We start from the raw sequence: 15,314 nt of genomic DNA, 5'->3' as shown, positions 1-15,314 counted from the left end.
AACGAAGGCGCGTATTGTACTCATCATATTTCCTGTCTGGAATTTAAAAGTGCTGTAAAGAAACTTTTTCGCAACACTTTGTAAGTACGGTCCGACAGCCGACTATGGGAATTGTTAACTGCGGCGTTGTCGCATGTCCGCTCATCTGTTAGGGTAAAAAGGGTGGAGGCATATCGTCCGCCCTTTTTTCCTATCTCGTACAACCCATGACATCTTCCCGAATTCTCCGCACCACCTTGTTCCTGGCCGGCATCATCAATGGCGCCGCCGCCGGCGCGGCAGCGCTGCCCGCGCCGTTCGTCGAGCAATTGAATGCCAACTATCCGGCCATCGAGACCCTGTACCAGGACCTGCACCGCAACCCCGAGCTCGGGTTCAACGAACACCAGACCGCGGCCAAGCTGGCCGAGCGCGCCAAGGCGCTGGGCTTCGACGTGACGACCGGCGTCGGCGGCACGGGCGTCGTCGCCATCCTGCGCAACGGCCCCGGCCCGACCGTGATGCTGCGTACCGAACTGGACGCGCTGCCGGTCCAGGAAAAGACCAGCCTGCCGTTCGCCAGCAAGGTCGCCACGAAGAACGCCGCCGGCGACACCATCCCCGTGATGCACGCCTGCGGCCACGACCTGCACATGTCGGCGTGGTACGGCACCGCGAAACTGATGGCCGAGAACCGCAAGGCCTGGAGCGGCACGCTGATGCTGGTCGGCCAGCCGGCCGAGGAATCCGTGAGCGGCGCCGCGGCCATGCTCAAGGACGGCCTGTTCACGCGCTTCCCGAAACCCGATTACGCGCTGTCGTTCCATGACGATGCGTCCATGCCGTCGGGGACGATCATGTATCACGCCGGTCCGTTCCGCGCATCGTCCGACGTGGTCAACATCACCGTCTTCGGCCAGGGCGGCCACGGCGCCGTGCCGCACGAGGCGCGCGACCCGGTCGTGATGGCAGCGCGCATCGTGCTGGCGCTGCAGACGCTCGTCTCGCGCGAGAACAATCCGCTCGACCCGGTCGTGATCACCGTCGGCAGTATCCACGGCGGCACCCAGGCGAACATCATCCCCGACCAGGTGACCTTGCAGCTGTCAGTGCGCACGTTCAAGCCGGACGTGCGCAAGCGCGTGCTGGCCAGCATCGCGCGCGAAGCGAAGGGCGAGGCGATGGCGGCCGGCGCGCCGAAGGAGCCGCTGGTGGAGGTCAAGCCGGGGACGGATTCGGTCTACAACGATCCGGAACTGGTCCAGCGCATGGTGAAGGCCGTGCAGGGCGCGGTCGGCCCCGGATCCGTGAAAGAGATGCCGCCGAAGATGACGTCGGAAGACTTTTCGCAGTATGGACGGCAAGACGGCGTGAAGGCGATCCTGCTGCACGTGGGCGCGGTGGACGCGGCCCGCCTGGACGCCGCGCAGAAGGCCGGCCAGCCGCTGCCGGGCACGCACTCGCCGCAATGGGCGCCGGACTTCAAGCCGACGGTGACCAACACCATCAAGGCCGAGACGGCGATCCTGCTCGACCTGATGCCGCCGAAGAAATAAGTAAGAAAGGAGCAGGGCCGGCCGGCCCTGCCGTGTGCAGCCGGCCGCTCAGGCCGGCTGCGTGCCAAAGTACGCGTGCACCGCGCCCATCCAGCGCGTGTCGGCCATGTCCGGCCAGTGGTCGGTATCGAAGCCGGGTGCGCTGTCGATGCGATCCTTGGGGATGTCCATCGTGAAGCGCTTGTGCCGCGGGTCGAGCGTCAGTGCCTGCCAGGGCACGGCGAAGAGTTTTTCGCCCAGCCCGAGAAAGCGGCTGGACGACATCACGGCATAGGCGATGGCGCCCGTGCGCATGTCCACCATGAATTCCTTGATGACGCCCAGGTGCTCGTTCTGCAGGTTGTGGACGTGGTCGCCGATCAGGGTGTTCGCGCCCATCAGTTCCGGGCCCGGACCCTTGCCGTGCTTGTTCTTGTACATGCCGTAATCGTCTCGTTCCTCGTAGGACATTTTCCCTCTCCCTCGCGACTTACTTGTCCGGAAGCAGAAGGATAACCGAGTCTGGCGGTTCGGTTCGGACGGTCACGTACGCACGGTTTTAGAACGTCTCCCACTCCTCGCTGGGGGCTTCCCGCTTGGGTGCCTTGGCGGCTTTCGGTGCCGGCTTGGCGCTGCGCGGCGCGGCCGGCACGGCCACGACGGCGCGCGCGGGTGCGGGGGCCGGCGCGGCCTTCGGCGCGGGCGCGGCCTGCGTGCCGACGTGGAACAGGCTGACCACTTCGGCCAGCTTGTCGGCCTGGTCGCGCAGGGCGGTGGCGGCCGCCGCCGATTCCTCGACGAGGGCGGCATTGTGCTGGGTGGACGAATCCATCTCGGCGATGGCGCGGTTGACCTGCTCGATGCCGGCGCTCTGTTCGCCGCTGGCGCTGGCGATCTCGGCGACGATGTCGCTCACCTTGCGGATGCTGTCGACCACTTCGCTCATCGTCATGCCGGCCTGGTCGACCAGCTTGCTGCCGTCTTCGACCTTGCCGACCGAATCGACGATCAGCTGCTTGATCTCTTTCGCGGCCGCGGCCGAACGCTGGGCCAGCGTGCGCACTTCGCCCGCCACGACGGCGAAGCCGCGCCCTTGTTCGCCGGCGCGGGCCGCTTCGACGGCCGCGTTCAGCGCGAGGATGTTGGTCTGGAACGCGATGCCGTCGATGACGCTGATGATGTCGACGATCTTCTTCGACGAATCGTTGATCGCGCCCATGGTCTGCACGACCTGGTCGACGACGACGCCGCCTTGCGTCGCGATGTCCGACGCGGCGATCGACAGCTGGCTGGCCTGGCGCGCATTGTCCGCGTTCTGGCGCACGGTGCCGGTCAGCTGCTCGACCGTGCTGGCCGTCGTGCCGAGCGAGCCGGCCTGTTGTTCGGTGCGGGAAGACAGGTCCATATTGCCGGCCGAGATTTCCGCCGACGCGGTGGCGATGGTGTCGGTGCCGCTGCGCACTTGCGAGACGATGGCCACGAGGCCGTCGTTCATGTGGCGCAGCGAGCGCAGCAGCGCGGCCGTTTCACCCGTGCCGGCAACCTCGATCTGTTGGGTGAGATCGCCGGCGGCGACCTTCTCGGCCACGTCGACCGCCTTGCGGATCGGACCGACGATGGCGCGCGCCAGCAGCCACGAGCAGACGGCGCCGAACAGCACGGCCACGCCGGCCAGCACCATGATCATGCGCGCGCTGTTGCGGTTGGCGTCGTCGATGCCCTTGGCGATGGCGTCGATGTGGTCCTGCTGCATCTTGACCAGTTCCGCCTGCTTGCCTTCGTAGGCGTCCGACGTCGGGATGTATTCCTGGTTCAGGATGCGCTCCGCGGCCTCGGCGTCGCCCGCGGCGCGGGCCTTGATGGCCTTGACCTTGGAATCCGTATAGGCCTTGCGCAGTTCGACGATGCGGTCGAACAGCGCGTGTTCTTCCTTTCCTTCGAGCAGCGGCTCGATCTGCTTGACCAGTTCGGTCGACCGGGTGGCCGTCTTCTCGCCGTCGGCCTTGAAGAACGCCACCAGGCTGGGGTCCGTGCTCTTGACGATGGCGGCGGTGCGACGTACGGCGGCGAACGTCTGCATATGCCATTCCGTCAACATGCGTTCCTTGGCCAGCGGTACGGCCATCATCGCGCGCGTGGCATCCGCGATCGCATTCAGGCGCCAGACGGAGGCGGCCGCAATGACGAGGGTAAGGCCCAGTACGAGGGCAAAGCCCACACCCAGACGTTTCGCGATATTCATGTTGGCGAGAAAGCCCATATGATTCTTCCCTTACTTCAGTATGATTGTTCTGTTTTCGACCGGTGGCGCGGCCTGGGAGCCGTTCCAGACAGCATCTCCGGATTCGATTCTACTTACGGAAGGACAAAGTTTGTTACTTTTGGGAATTTTGGCGCGAAGTAATGAAACATTGTCAGCAGAATGTTGTCGGCAGGTGACAGCTTTATTCATCCAGGCTAGGGCTCGCCGGCCGTGTTGCCAAGTTGGAATGAGGAAGTATTCGCGCGTTTAAGGTATAATTTCTATTTCCCGCGCGTGCCGTTCGGCACCTTCTGCACAATGACCAAATTCGTATTCGTCACTGGCGGCGTCGTGTCTTCCCTGGGTAAAGGGATCGCGGCCGCCTCCCTCGCCGCGATCCTCGAATCGCGCGGTCTCAAAGTCACCATGCTCAAGCTCGACCCGTACATCAACGTGGACCCGGGCACGATGAGCCCCACCCAGCACGGTGAAGTGTTCGTCACCGACGACGGCGCCGAGACCGACCTGGACCTGGGCCACTACGAGCGCTTCATCAGCACGCGGATGAAGAAGGTGAACAACTTCACCACCGGCCAGATCTACGAATCCGTGATTCGTAAAGAGCGCCGCGGCGAGTACCTCGGCAAGACCGTGCAGGTGATCCCGCACATCACCAACGAGATCCAGGATTACATCCGCCGCGGCGCCGAAGGCGTCGACGTGGCGCTGGTCGAGATCGGCGGCACCGTCGGCGACATCGAATCGCTGCCGTTCCTGGAAGCCGCGCGCCAGCTGTCGCTGCGCCAGGGCCGCAAGGGCGCCGCGTTCGTGCACCTGACGCTGGTGCCGTACATCTCGTCCGCCGGCGAACTGAAAACCAAGCCCACGCAGCACTCGGTGCAAAAGCTGCGCGAGATCGGCATTTCGCCGAACGCGCTGCTGTGCCGCGCCGACCGCCGCATCCCGGACGACGAGCGTGCCAAGATCTCGCTGTTCGCCAACGTGGAAGAGCAGGCCGTCATCTCCGTGTGGGACGTCGACACGATCTATAAAGTGCCGCAGGTGCTGCACGACCAGGGCCTGGACGACATCATCCTCGACGCCCTCGGCATCGAGGCGCCGGCGGCCGACCTGTCGATGTGGACGAAGCTGATCCACACGCTGGAAAACCCGAAGCACGAAGTCACGATCGGCATGGTCGGCAAGTACGTCGACCTGATCGAGTCGTATAAATCGCTGACGGAAGCGCTGCGCCACGCCGGCATCCACACGGAAAGCCGCGTCAACATCGAGTACATCGACTCGGAAGAGATCGAGTCGACCGGCTGCGCCAACCTGGCCAAGTACGACGCGATCCTCGTGCCGGGCGGCTTCGGCAAGCGCGGCGTGGAAGGCAAGATCATGGCCGCCCGCTATGCCCGCGAGAACGGCATCCCTTACCTGGGCATCTGCCTGGGCATGCAGGTCGCGCTGATCGAATACGCGCGCCACATGGCCGGCCTGCCGAACGCCAACTCGACGGAATTCGATCCGGAGACCGACCAGCCGGTCGTCGCCCTGATCACCGAGTGGCAGAACCACGACGGCAAGGTCGAGAAGCGCGACAACAATTCCGACCTGGGCGGCACGATGCGCCTGGGCGCGCAGACCTGCGCCGTGAATCCGGGCACGCTGGCTGCCGAAATCTATGGCAACGTCGTGACGGAACGCCACCGCCACCGCTACGAAGCGAACAATTTCTACCTGCCGAAGGTCGAAGCTGCGGGCCTCGTCGTGGCGGCGCGCACGCCGAACGAAGACCTGTGCGAGATCATGGAACTGCCGCGCAACGTGCACCCGTGGTACATGGGGGTCCAGTTCCACCCGGAGTTCAAGTCGACCCCGCGTAACGGCCACCCGCTGTTCTCGTCGTTCATCCGGGCGGCCCTGGCGCACCAGGCCCGGCATGGCAATCGAGGCGCGGCGAATGCGCCCGCAGTTCAAGGAGACGCGGCATGAAGCTTTGCGGATTCGACGTCGGCCTCGACCAGCCGATCTTCCTGATCGCCGGCACCTGCGTGATCGAGTCGCGCCAGATGGCGATGGACGTCGCCGGCCAGCTCAAGGAAATCACGAGCGCCCTGGGCATCCCGTTCATCTATAAATCGTCGTTTGACAAGGCGAACCGTTCGTCCGGCAAATCGTTCCGCGGTCCGGGCATGGAAAAGGGCCTGGAGATCCTCGCGGACGTGCGCAAGGAAATCGGCGTGCCCGTGCTGACCGACGTGCACACCGAGGACGAGATCCCGGTCGTGGCGAGCGTCGTCGACGTGCTGCAGACCCCGGCCTTCCTGTGCCGCCAGACCGACTTCATCAACGCCTGCGCCCGTTCCGGCAAGCCCGTGAACATCAAGAAGGGCCAGTTCCTGGCCCCTGGCGACATGAAGAACGTGATCGACAAGGCGCGCGCGGCAGCTGCCGAAGCGGGCCTGCCCGACCAGTTCATGGCGTGCGAGCGCGGCGTCTCGTTCGGCTACAACAACCTCGTGTCCGACATGCGCAGTCTCGCCATCATGCGCGAATCGAACTGCCCGATCGTGTTCGACGCCACCCATTCCGTGCAGTTGCCGGGTGGGCAGGGCACGTCGTCCGGCGGCCAGCGCGAGCACGTGCCCGTGCTGGCGCGCGCGGCCGTCGCGGCGGGCGTGTCGGGCCTGTTCATGGAAACACATCCGAATCCGGCGTGCGCGCTGTCGGACGGCCCGAACGCCGTGCCGCTCGCCCGCATGAAGGATTTGCTGACTACCCTGGTCGACATCGACCGCATCGTCAAGAAGGCCGGCTTTATCGAGTCCGATTTCTCTTGATATTCGAAGGCGGGGCTCGAGTGTACCAAGGGGTCCCGCGTTCGGCTGAATCATCAGTAGATGGGAAGCGTGCTGCGGCTTACGCTCCCATTTCGCGCTTAGGCTATTTATTAATTTCAGGAGAGTGAACTACCATGAGTGCTATCGTTGATATCATCGGCCGCGAAATCATCGACTCGCGCGGCAATCCGACCGTCGAGTGCGATGTGCTGCTGGAATCCGGCGTGATGGGCCGTGCCGCCGTGCCGTCGGGTGCCTCGACCGGTTCGCGCGAAGCCATCGAACTGCGTGACGGCGATCCGAAGCGTTATTTCGGCAAGGGCGTGCTGCAGGCCTGCGAGAACATCAACACCGAGATCAGCGAAGCCATCATGGGCCTGGACGCCAACGAACAGGCATTCCTGGACCGCACCCTGATCGACCTGGACGGCACCGAGAACAAGAGCCGCCTGGGCGCGAACGCGATGCTGGCCGTCTCCATGGCCGTCGCCAAGGCCGCCGCGGAAGAAGCGGGCCTGCCGCTGTACCGCTACTTCGGCGGTTCGGGCGCGATGCAGATGCCGGTGCCGATGATGAACGTCATCAACGGCGGCGCACACGCCGACAACAACCTGGACATCCAGGAATTCATGATCATCCCGGTCGGCGCTCCGTCGTTCAAGGAAGCCGTGCGCTACGGCGCCGAGGTGTTCCACACCCTGAAGAAAATTCTGCACAGCAAGGGCCTGAACACGGCCGTCGGCGACGAAGGCGGTTTCGCCCCGTCCGTCGCGAACCATGAAGAAGCCATCAAGCTGATCATGCAAGCGATCGAGCAGGCCGGCTACGTGGCCGGCCAGGACATCGCCATCGGCCTGGACTGCGCCGCCAGCGAGTTCTACAAGGACGGCAAGTACGTCTTGGCCGGCGAAGGCGGCCTGCAGCTGTCGGCCCAGGACTTCACCAACATGCTGGCGACCTGGTGCGACAAATACCCGATCGTTTCGATCGAGGACGCCATGGCCGAAGGCGACTGGGAAGGCTGGGCCACCCTGACCGCCGCCCTGGGCAAGCGCGTCCAGCTGGTGGGCGACGACCTGTTCGTCACCAACACCAAGATCCTGAAGGAAGGCATCCAGAAGGGCATCGCCAACTCGATCCTCATCAAGATCAACCAGATCGGCACCCTGACCGAAACCTTCGCCGCCATCGAAATGGCCAAGCGCGCCGGCTACACGGCCGTGATCTCGCACCGTTCGGGCGAGACCGAGGACTCGACCATCGCCGACATCGCCGTCGGCATGAACGCCCTGCAGATCAAGACGGGCTCGCTGTCGCGTTCGGACCGCATGGCGAAGTACAACCAGCTGCTGCGCATCGAGGAAGATCTGGGCGACATCGCCAGCTACCCGGGCCGCGACGCCTTCTATAACCTGAAGTAATCGGGTAGTATGAATACGGGTCCGGTTCGCCGGGCCCGTGTTTTTATTCCGCCCGGCCGTTTTCATTCATGCGCATCATCACCCTTGCCCTGGCAGCCCTGCTGCTGCTGATTCAGTATCCCCTGTGGCTGGGGAAGGGCGGCTGGCTGACCGTGGCCGACCTGGAATCCCAGGTGGCGGCGACGCGCGCCCGGACCGAACAGCTCAAGGCACGCAATGCCAAGCTCGAATCGGAAGTGCGCGACCTGAAGGATGGCCTTGGCGCCGTCGAGGAACGCGCGCGCTACGAACTGGGCATGATCAAATCGAACGAGATCTTCGTGCAGGTGCTGCGCAAGGACGAGAAGCCGGCCGTCATGATGACGGAACCGCCGCCTCCGCCGCCGCCGAAGGTCAAGAAGGGGGCGCCATGACCTCCGCGGATGCTTCGCCGCCGGCGCTCGACACGCTCGACGCCGTCGCAAGCTATCTCGCCGATGCGTTCGACGCCGGCGATCCCGACACCATGACGCAGGCCCTGTCCCTGGTGGCGCGCTCCAAGGGCCTCGCGCACCTGGCCGCGGCGGCCGGCGTGCCGCGCGAACTGCTCGCCGCCGCAATGAATCGCGGCGAGATGGGCCTCGATACCTTGTTGGCGATCATGAAGGTCATCGACCTGCACCGTCCGGCGGACGGCGCACCCAATTAGTCGACCGACGCCGCGTCAGGCGCCCGTGCCGATGCCGGCGGGCGGCGCATAGCCCGGCTCCAGCAGGCCGGCAATCGGTTCTCCTTCCACCACGACGATTTCTCCGATGCTTTGTGCGCGCGCGACGATGCGGTCGCCGTTCGCGATGTGGCTGCCGACGAGGGCGATCGGGCGGTTCGCATACGTCGACGCATGGCCGGCGCCCGACACGATCACGCTTTCGCTGCCGTCCGGATAGCGCACCCGGTCGCCCACGCAGGCGATGCGGAAATCGTCCGCCGGCTCACCCTGGGATGCGAGGACGACTTCGCCGCCGCGGCGGGTGCGCGAGCCGATCGTCGCGATCGGGTAGCGGGCGATGACTTTGCGCGGCATGTCCACGCCCTGGGTCGTGGCTGTGTTGGCGACAAAAGCGGCATCATTGGCAAGTACTGATTTCATCCGGTTCTCCAAAAGTTTGCAAAACGGGACGCGAAACAGCGACACATTCCCGGTATCGGGCGTACGGGTTCGCACACCGGAGCACATTGAAGCGTATCGTTGATTTATGCCAATTGATGCAGCGCAAGTCGAAAATGGCGCTTGTCCGGAATCAGACGATTCCGACACGGGCGCAAGTTAACTTCCAGTCATCAATAGCGACGATGCCGCATCGGCCGTAGGGCGGGTGATTGATGCGGGGCACCAGTCACGTGCCCGTGCGTGACGCCAGCACACCGCATGCATCATGGTGGGCAGGTTTCATTCGAGGCCCCGGCCTCGAATGAAACCTGATGGTTCGCAGGAAGGGAGAACGAGGCCGTGCCGGCCAGCGGAAATCAGGCGGCCTGGCCGTTTTCGAGGAAGGAACGCAGCATCCACGCATTCTTTTCGTGGATCTCCATGCGGTCGCTCAACATGCCGGCGCTCGGCTGGTCGTTGGCATCGTCGGCGATCTTGAAGGCTTCGCGCACGGTACGGATCAGCGCTTCCTGGCCGTCGACCAGCTGGCGGATCATTTCCTGCGCGTTCGGCACGCCGGCTTCTTCCTTGATCGACGACAGTTCCACGAAGCGGGCATACGTGCCCGGGGCGAAGTGGCCGAGGGCGCGGATGCGTTCGGCGATGGTGTCCAGCGCGTTCCACAGCTCCGTGTACTGTTCCATGAACATGATGTGCAGCGTCTGAAACATCGGCCCCGTCACGTTCCAGTGGAAGTTATGGGTCTTGAGGTACAGCATGTAGCTGTCGGCCAGGACGCGCGACAGCGCGGCGGCGATGTTCGCGCGGTCTTCCGTGCTGATGCCGATATTGATCTTGCTCATCGAGTTCTCCTGTCAGGTTGTCATTGGCGACAGCTTAGCAGGATACGGTAATAGCGGAAGTTTATATTTCCAATCAATTTGATAGGGAACGTCGATGACGTTCCCTATCCCCGCTCAGTGCTTGACGTTGGAGGCGGGCGCCACGGCGTCGGCCGTCGTATCGCTGGCGAACAGCTGCGCGCAGTCGACGGCGTCGAAGCCGTAGTGCTTGCCGCAGAAGTCGCAGTTGATGCCCAGTTCGCCCAGGTCGTGCAGGGCGGCCTCGACTTCCTGCTGGCCCAGCATCTTGAGCATGTTGGCGACTTTTTCGCGCGAGCACGTGCAGTGGAATTCGGGATGCAGCGGGTCGAACACGCGGATCGTCTCTTCCCAGAACAGGCGCTTGAGCAGGGTTTCCACGTCGGTCGTGAGCAGCTCTTCCTGCTTCAGCGTCTGGCCCAGCATGACGGCGCGGTTCCACGTCTCGAGATCTTCTTCCTCGCTGGCCTGCTTGACCTGGCCTTCGACGGCGCTGTTGCGCGGCAGCTTTTGCAGCAGCAGGCCGCGCGCGACGTTCTCGTCGGCCGCCAGCCACAGCTTGGTGTCCATCTGTTCCGAGCGCAGCATGTAGTTTTCGATGATGGTCGCGATGTCCTCGCCGACCAGCGGCACGACGCCCTGGTACGGCTGCTGGCCCGGGACCTTGTCCAGCGGGTCGAGCGTGATCACGAAGCGCCCGCGGCCGTGCTGGTTCAGCAGCTGGGCGACGGACGCGTCGTCCGGCACTTCCGCGCCTCCGCTCAGCTTGGCGGTGGCGCGCAGGCGCAGGTTCGCGTCGCACTCGACGACCAGCAGCTTCACGAGACCGTCGCCGTGGATCTGCATCACGATCGAGCCGTTGAACTTGAGGTTGGCGGACAGCAGGGCCGCCGCGGCCACCATTTCGCCCAGCAAGGCGCGCACCGCCTTGGGATAGACGTGGCGCGACTGGATCTCGCGCCACGCGTTGGAGATCTCGACGAGCTCGCCGCGTACGGCCGCGTTGTCGAAGATGAATTTCTGGAGGATGTCCTTGCTGGTTTCAGTCGTCATTCTTTATCCGATTTTCTTGAGCTCCGCCTTGAAGCGTTTGCCGCGCTCGACATAGCTGGCGGCATTGCCTTGCAGGCGGAGCAGGTCGTCTTCCGTGAGCGTGCGCACCACCTTGGCCGGGGCGCCCAGGATCAGCGAATGGTCCGGGAATTCCTTGCCTTCGGTGACCACGGCGCCGGCGCCCACCAGGCAGCCCTTGCCGATCTTCGCGCCGTTCAGCACCACCGCCTGGATGCCGATCAGCGCACCGTCGCCGACGGTGCAGCCATGCAGCATCGCCTGGTGGCCGACGGTGACGTTCTTGCCGAGCACGAGCGGAAAGCCCATATCCGTGTGCATCACCGTGCCTTCCTGCACGTTGCTGCCGGCACCGATCGTGATGCGCTCGTTGTCGCCGCGGATCGTCACGCCGAACCAGACCGAGGCATCCGCCTCGACCGTGACCTTGCCGATCAGGTTCGCCGAATCGGCGATATAAGCCGAAGGATCGATTTCGGGCGCATGCTCGCCCAATTGGTAAATCGCCATGGTTGCTCGCGGAAGGTTGAGATGCCCGTATTTTACGCCTTCGCGCCCATAAGCCGCCCAGATGGGGCTGGCCAGCGGAATTACAAGCTTCGTGCTTATAATGCGAACGGTCGTACTAATTTCAATCCAAGACAGGAAACGCCATGACACCGTCCCGCTCCGAATTCCTCTCCGTCCGCGGCCTGCGCACCCACGTCCGTCACTGGGGCCGCGAGGGCGCGCCCAAGCTGTTCATGGCGCATGGCTGGATGGACATGTCCGCGTCGTTCCAGTTCGTCGTCGACGCGTTGCAGGGCGACTGGCACGTCATCGCCCACGACTGGCGCGGCTTCGGCCTGACTGAGCGCTCCGGCAACGATACGTACTGGTTCCCGGACTACTTCGCCGACCTGGAAGCCATTCTCGACCATTATTCGCCGGATGCACCGGTGAACCTGCTGGGGCACAGCATGGGCGGCAACATCGTGAGCGTGTATGCGGGCATCCGCCCGGCACGGATTGCGAAGCTCATCAACCTGGAAGGCTTCGGGCTGCCGGCGACGCAGCCCGCGCAGGCCCCCGGCCGCTACGCCAAGTGGCTGGACGAAGTGAAGACGCCGCCCGTCATGCGCGGCTACGCCAGCCTGGAAGAGGTGGCCGCGCGCCTGCAGAAGACCAATCCGCGCCTGCCGGCGCAGCGCGCGGCGTTCCTCGCGCGGCACTGGTCCGCGCAGAACGCGCAGGGCGAATGGGAAATCCTGGGCGATCCGGCGCACAAGATGCCGGGGCCGCTGCTGTACCAGGTGGAAGAAGTGCTCGCGTGCTGGCGCCGCATCACGGCGCCCGTGCTGTGGGTCGAGGCCGAGCACACGGACATGTGGCGCTGGATGGGGCCGAAGGAAGACGCCCGCCACGAGGTCGACCGCCGGCTGGCCCAGCTGGCGAAGGTCACGCCGCGCATGATGCCTGACGCGGGGCATATGCTGCATCACGATCAGCCGGAAATGCTGGCGCGCATGATCGAGGACTTCCTGGCGTCCTGACACCGCGTACAATGGTATTTCGCAAAGATACCTAGGTCCGGATGCTGCTCATGAAAGTCGATCTCCACTGCCACTCCAACGTCTCCGACGGCGTGCTGCCACCTGCCGCCGTGGCCGCGTATGCCCGCAAGGGCGGCGTCGACGCGTGGGCGCTGACGGATCACGACGAGATTGGCGGCATCAAGGCCGCGCGGGCGAAGGCGACGGAACTGGGCATGCGCTTCGTGCCCGGCGTGGAAATTTCCGTCACGTGGGCAGGGGAGACCGTGCACGTCGTCGGCCTGCAGATCGACGAAGACAATCCGGTCCTCGTGCAGGGCCTGGCCGCCACGCGCCACGGGCGCGACGCGCGCGGGCGCGAGATCGCCGCGCAGCTCGACAAGGCCGGCATCCCGAACGCCTACGAAGGCGCGCTGAAATACGTCGGCAACCCGGACCTGTTGTCGCGCACCCACTTCGCGCGCTATATCTGCGAGATCGGCGCGTGCTCGACGACCTCCGAAGTGTTCCGCCGCTACCTCACGGAAGGCAAGCCGGGCTATGTGCCGCACCGCTGGGCCACGTTGGCCGACGCGATGGGCTGGATCCGCGCCGCCGGCGGCGTCGCCGTGATCGCGCACCCGGGCCGCTACCGCTTCGACGCCACCGCCGAGGGCGCGCTGTTCGACGAGTTCAAGCAGCTCGGTGGCAACGCCATCGAGGTCGTCACGGGCAGCCATACGCCGGACCAGTACGCGACGTATGCCGAGGCGGCGCGCCGCTACGGTTTCCTCGCGTCGCGCGGGACGGATTTCCATGCGCCGGGGGAGGCGCGGGTGGAGTTCGACCAGTTGCCGCCGTTGCCCAGTGGGGTGGTGCCGGTTTGGCATGATTGGTTTTAAGCGCTAGCACCGTCGTTCCCGGCATTGCCGGAAACGACTCCCCGCGCGGGCGGGGGGCCATGCTGAGTGACCGAAGTCGATCAATCCGCGAACCGCTGGCGATCGAGACGTGGGATGCCCGGCATGGGGGAACAGCCCGGCGGACTGTTCCCGCTTTCGCGGGAATGACGTTTGCGGACAGCCGCTTGAATTTTTGGCATTCCGCCCTTATCTTGTCCGACTGATATTGAACCCGGCCGGAGACCGTCCCCCCATGAAGCGCATACTGCTGTTCCTCGCCACCAACCTCGCCGTCGTGCTCGTGCTGTCGGTCGTGCTGAACGTCCTCGGCGTGGGACGTCCTGTCGGCGGACACGGGATCAACGTCGGGGCGCTGCTCGTGTTTTCGCTCATCGTCGGCTTCACGGGTTCCATCGTGTCGCTGTTGATGAGCAAACCGATGGCAAAATGGTCGACCGGCGCACGCGTCATCGAGCAGCCGGGCAATGCCACCGAACAGTGGCTGTTGAATACGGTGAGCAACCTCGCCCAGCGCGCCGGCATCGGCATGCCGGAAGTGGCCGTGTACGACGGCGAGCCGAATGCGTTCGCGACGGGTGCGTTCAAAAATTCCGCGTTGGTGGCCGTGTCGACGGGCCTGCTCGCCAACATGAACCGCGAGGAAGTCGAGGCCGTGCTGGGCCACGAGATCGCGCACGTGGCCAACGGCGACATGGTCACGCTGACCCTGATCCAGGGCGTGGTGAATACCTTCGTCGTGTTCCTCGCGCGCGTCGTCGGCTACTTTGTCGACAACGCCGTGTTCCGGCGCGGCGACGACGAGCGCGGGCCGGGCTTCGGCTACGCGATCACCGTGTTCGTGTGCGAGATCCTGTTCGGCCTCGTGGCGTCCATCATCGTCGCCTGGTTCTCGCGCCAGCGCGAATTCCGTGCCGACGCCGGCTCGGCCCAGCTGCTGGGCAGTGCCATGCCGATGCAGCATGCGCTCGCGCGCCTCGGTGGCCTGCAGCCGGGGGCGCTGCCGCAGTCGATGGCGGCGTCGGGCATTTCCGGCCACGGCAGCGGCTGGGGCGCGCTGTTCGCCACGCACCCGCCGATGGAAGAACGCATCGCGGCCCTGCAAGCCCTGCGCCAGACGGGGCTCGCGCGATGACCCAATATTTCGAAGTCCATCCGCAGAATCCGCAGGCCCGGCTGATCCGCCAGGCCGCCCAGATCATCCAGTCCGGCGGCATCGTCGCCGCGCCCACCGATTCCGCCTATGCGCTCGTCTGCCGCCTGGACGACAAGGCGGCCGTCGAAAAACTGCGGCGCATCCGCGGCGTCGACGAAAAGCATCATCTGACCCTGCTCGTGCGCGACCTGTCCGAGATCGCGACGTATGCCCGCGTCGACAACCGCCAGTACCGGCAGCTGAAAGCCGTCACGCCGGGACCGTACACGGTGATTCTGGAAGCGACGAAGGAAGTGCCGCGGCGCTTGTCGCACCCGTCGCGCAAGACGATCGGCATCCGCGTGCCGGAAAACGCGATCCTGCTGGCGCTGCTGGAAGAATTGGCCGAACCGCTGATCGGCACGACCCTGCAACTGCCGGGCGACGACCAGATGCTGTCCGACCCGGACGAGGTGCGCGAGCGCCTGGACAAGCAGATCGAGCTCGTGATCGACGGCGGTGCCGGCACGCTCGAACCCACCACCATCGTCGACCTCACCGGACCCGAGGCGGAGCTCGTGCGCGAGGGCCGCGGCGACCCGGCCGCGTTCGGCCTCTAGCGGCCACGGCCGTCATGGCCGCGC

At 64.9% G+C, this 15,314-nt stretch carries 16 protein-coding genes; 10 read left to right on the top strand and 6 right to left on the bottom strand.

The window, feature by feature from the left end; all coding sequences use genetic code 11:
- The first annotated feature begins 206 nt into the window (after positions 1-206).
- Entirely contained in the window at positions 207-1,535 is a 1,329-nt protein-coding gene (locus BVG12_RS13085) for an amidohydrolase (protein WP_075792764.1), read from the top strand.
- 48 nt (positions 1,536-1,583) lie between these two features.
- On the opposite strand, the gene BVG12_RS13080 is transcribed toward BVG12_RS13085, so the two are convergent.
- Positions 1,584-1,985, bottom strand: a complete 402-nt coding sequence (locus tag BVG12_RS13080) for a PRC-barrel domain-containing protein (protein WP_075792763.1) — start codon at positions 1,983-1,985, stop codon at positions 1,584-1,586.
- A gap of 88 nt (positions 1,986-2,073) precedes the next feature.
- Entirely contained in the window at positions 2,074-3,774 is a 1,701-nt protein-coding gene (locus BVG12_RS13075) for a methyl-accepting chemotaxis protein (protein WP_075792762.1), read from the bottom strand.
- A gap of 300 nt (positions 3,775-4,074) precedes the next feature.
- Here BVG12_RS13075 and pyrG point away from each other — a divergent pair, with 300 nt between their 5' ends.
- The 5 genes from pyrG (at position 4,075) to BVG12_RS13050 (ending at position 8,711) form a co-directional block, all read left to right on the top strand.
- A complete protein-coding gene (pyrG, locus tag BVG12_RS13070; protein ID WP_075792761.1) occupies positions 4,075-5,754 on the top strand; it encodes a CTP synthase in 1,680 nt (559 codons plus the stop codon).
- The gene (kdsA, locus tag BVG12_RS13065) at positions 5,751-6,602 is read left to right on the top strand and encodes a 3-deoxy-8-phosphooctulonate synthase (protein ID WP_075792760.1); all 852 of its coding nucleotides are present in this window, start codon (positions 5,751-5,753) and stop codon (positions 6,600-6,602) included. The genes pyrG and kdsA overlap by 4 nt, the downstream gene beginning before the upstream one ends.
- A 134-nt stretch (positions 6,603-6,736) precedes the next feature.
- Entirely contained in the window at positions 6,737-8,023 is a 1,287-nt protein-coding gene (gene eno / locus BVG12_RS13060; RefSeq protein ID WP_075792759.1) for a phosphopyruvate hydratase, read from the top strand.
- A 68-nt stretch (positions 8,024-8,091) separates the two neighbouring features.
- Entirely contained in the window at positions 8,092-8,436 is a 345-nt protein-coding gene (ftsB, locus tag BVG12_RS13055; protein WP_075792758.1) for a cell division protein FtsB, read from the top strand.
- Positions 8,433-8,711, top strand: a complete 279-nt coding sequence (locus BVG12_RS13050; RefSeq protein WP_075792757.1) for a helix-turn-helix domain-containing transcriptional regulator — start codon at positions 8,433-8,435, stop codon at positions 8,709-8,711. The genes ftsB and BVG12_RS13050 overlap by 4 nt, the downstream gene beginning before the upstream one ends.
- 15 nt (positions 8,712-8,726) lie before the next feature.
- Here BVG12_RS13050 and BVG12_RS13045 read toward each other — a convergent pair whose 3' ends face one another.
- From BVG12_RS13045 to BVG12_RS13030, 4 genes are all read right to left on the bottom strand, one after another.
- Complete coding sequence (locus BVG12_RS13045) at positions 8,727-9,152, bottom strand: PAAR domain-containing protein (protein ID WP_075792756.1); 426 nt, start codon at positions 9,150-9,152, stop codon at positions 8,727-8,729.
- 377 nt (positions 9,153-9,529) lie between these two features.
- Positions 9,530-10,015, bottom strand: coding sequence for a Dps family protein (locus BVG12_RS13040; RefSeq protein ID WP_075792755.1), 486 nt, complete (start codon positions 10,013-10,015; stop codon positions 9,530-9,532).
- A gap of 114 nt (positions 10,016-10,129) precedes the next feature.
- Complete coding sequence (hslO, locus tag BVG12_RS13035; RefSeq protein ID WP_075792754.1) at positions 10,130-11,086, bottom strand: Hsp33 family molecular chaperone HslO; 957 nt, start codon at positions 11,084-11,086, stop codon at positions 10,130-10,132.
- A 3-nt stretch (positions 11,087-11,089) separates the two neighbouring features.
- Positions 11,090-11,614, bottom strand: coding sequence for a gamma carbonic anhydrase family protein (locus BVG12_RS13030; protein ID WP_075792753.1), 525 nt, complete (start codon positions 11,612-11,614; stop codon positions 11,090-11,092).
- A 143-nt stretch (positions 11,615-11,757) separates the two neighbouring features.
- Between BVG12_RS13030 and BVG12_RS13025 the strand changes: the two genes are divergently transcribed.
- From BVG12_RS13025 to BVG12_RS13010, 4 genes are all read left to right on the top strand, one after another.
- The gene (locus tag BVG12_RS13025) at positions 11,758-12,636 is read left to right on the top strand and encodes an alpha/beta fold hydrolase (protein WP_075792752.1); all 879 of its coding nucleotides are present in this window, start codon (positions 11,758-11,760) and stop codon (positions 12,634-12,636) included.
- 41 nt (positions 12,637-12,677) lie between these two features.
- Complete coding sequence (locus BVG12_RS13020; RefSeq protein WP_075792751.1) at positions 12,678-13,517, top strand: 3',5'-nucleoside bisphosphate phosphatase; 840 nt, start codon at positions 12,678-12,680, stop codon at positions 13,515-13,517.
- 253 nt (positions 13,518-13,770) lie between these two features.
- Positions 13,771-14,670: a protease HtpX gene (gene htpX / locus BVG12_RS13015; RefSeq protein ID WP_075792750.1), complete on the top strand. Its 900-nt coding sequence runs from the start codon at positions 13,771-13,773 to the stop codon at positions 14,668-14,670.
- Positions 14,667-15,290, top strand: coding sequence for an L-threonylcarbamoyladenylate synthase (locus BVG12_RS13010; protein WP_075792749.1), 624 nt, complete (start codon positions 14,667-14,669; stop codon positions 15,288-15,290). Before htpX ends, BVG12_RS13010 begins: the two co-directional genes overlap by 4 nt.
- The last annotated feature ends 24 nt before the right edge of the window (positions 15,291-15,314 follow it).

The organism is Massilia putida (assembly GCF_001941825.1).
Lineage (GTDB): Bacteria > Pseudomonadota > Gammaproteobacteria > Burkholderiales > Burkholderiaceae_D > Telluria > Telluria putida.
This window is presented reverse-complemented; position numbering and strand designations above follow the sequence as displayed.

Coding starts and splice junctions, on each gene's coding strand:
- BVG12_RS13085 (WP_075792764.1), top strand. CDS start 207: ATGACATCTTCCCGAATTCTCCGCACCACCTTGTTCCTGGCCGGCATC.
- BVG12_RS13080 (WP_075792763.1), bottom strand. CDS start 1,985: ATGTCCTACGAGGAACGAGACGATTACGGCATGTACAAGAACAAGCAC.
- BVG12_RS13075 (WP_075792762.1), bottom strand. CDS start 3,774: ATGGGCTTTCTCGCCAACATGAATATCGCGAAACGTCTGGGTGTGGGC.
- pyrG (WP_075792761.1), top strand. CDS start 4,075: ATGACCAAATTCGTATTCGTCACTGGCGGCGTCGTGTCTTCCCTGGGT.
- kdsA (WP_075792760.1), top strand. CDS start 5,751: ATGAAGCTTTGCGGATTCGACGTCGGCCTCGACCAGCCGATCTTCCTG.
- eno (WP_075792759.1), top strand. CDS start 6,737: ATGAGTGCTATCGTTGATATCATCGGCCGCGAAATCATCGACTCGCGC.
- ftsB (WP_075792758.1), top strand. CDS start 8,092: ATGCGCATCATCACCCTTGCCCTGGCAGCCCTGCTGCTGCTGATTCAG.
- BVG12_RS13050 (WP_075792757.1), top strand. CDS start 8,433: ATGACCTCCGCGGATGCTTCGCCGCCGGCGCTCGACACGCTCGACGCC.
- BVG12_RS13045 (WP_075792756.1), bottom strand. CDS start 9,152: ATGAAATCAGTACTTGCCAATGATGCCGCTTTTGTCGCCAACACAGCC.
- BVG12_RS13040 (WP_075792755.1), bottom strand. CDS start 10,015: ATGAGCAAGATCAATATCGGCATCAGCACGGAAGACCGCGCGAACATC.
- hslO (WP_075792754.1), bottom strand. CDS start 11,086: ATGACGACTGAAACCAGCAAGGACATCCTCCAGAAATTCATCTTCGAC.
- BVG12_RS13030 (WP_075792753.1), bottom strand. CDS start 11,614: ATGGCGATTTACCAATTGGGCGAGCATGCGCCCGAAATCGATCCTTCG.
- BVG12_RS13025 (WP_075792752.1), top strand. CDS start 11,758: ATGACACCGTCCCGCTCCGAATTCCTCTCCGTCCGCGGCCTGCGCACC.
- BVG12_RS13020 (WP_075792751.1), top strand. CDS start 12,678: ATGCTGCTCATGAAAGTCGATCTCCACTGCCACTCCAACGTCTCCGAC.
- htpX (WP_075792750.1), top strand. CDS start 13,771: ATGAAGCGCATACTGCTGTTCCTCGCCACCAACCTCGCCGTCGTGCTC.
- BVG12_RS13010 (WP_075792749.1), top strand. CDS start 14,667: ATGACCCAATATTTCGAAGTCCATCCGCAGAATCCGCAGGCCCGGCTG.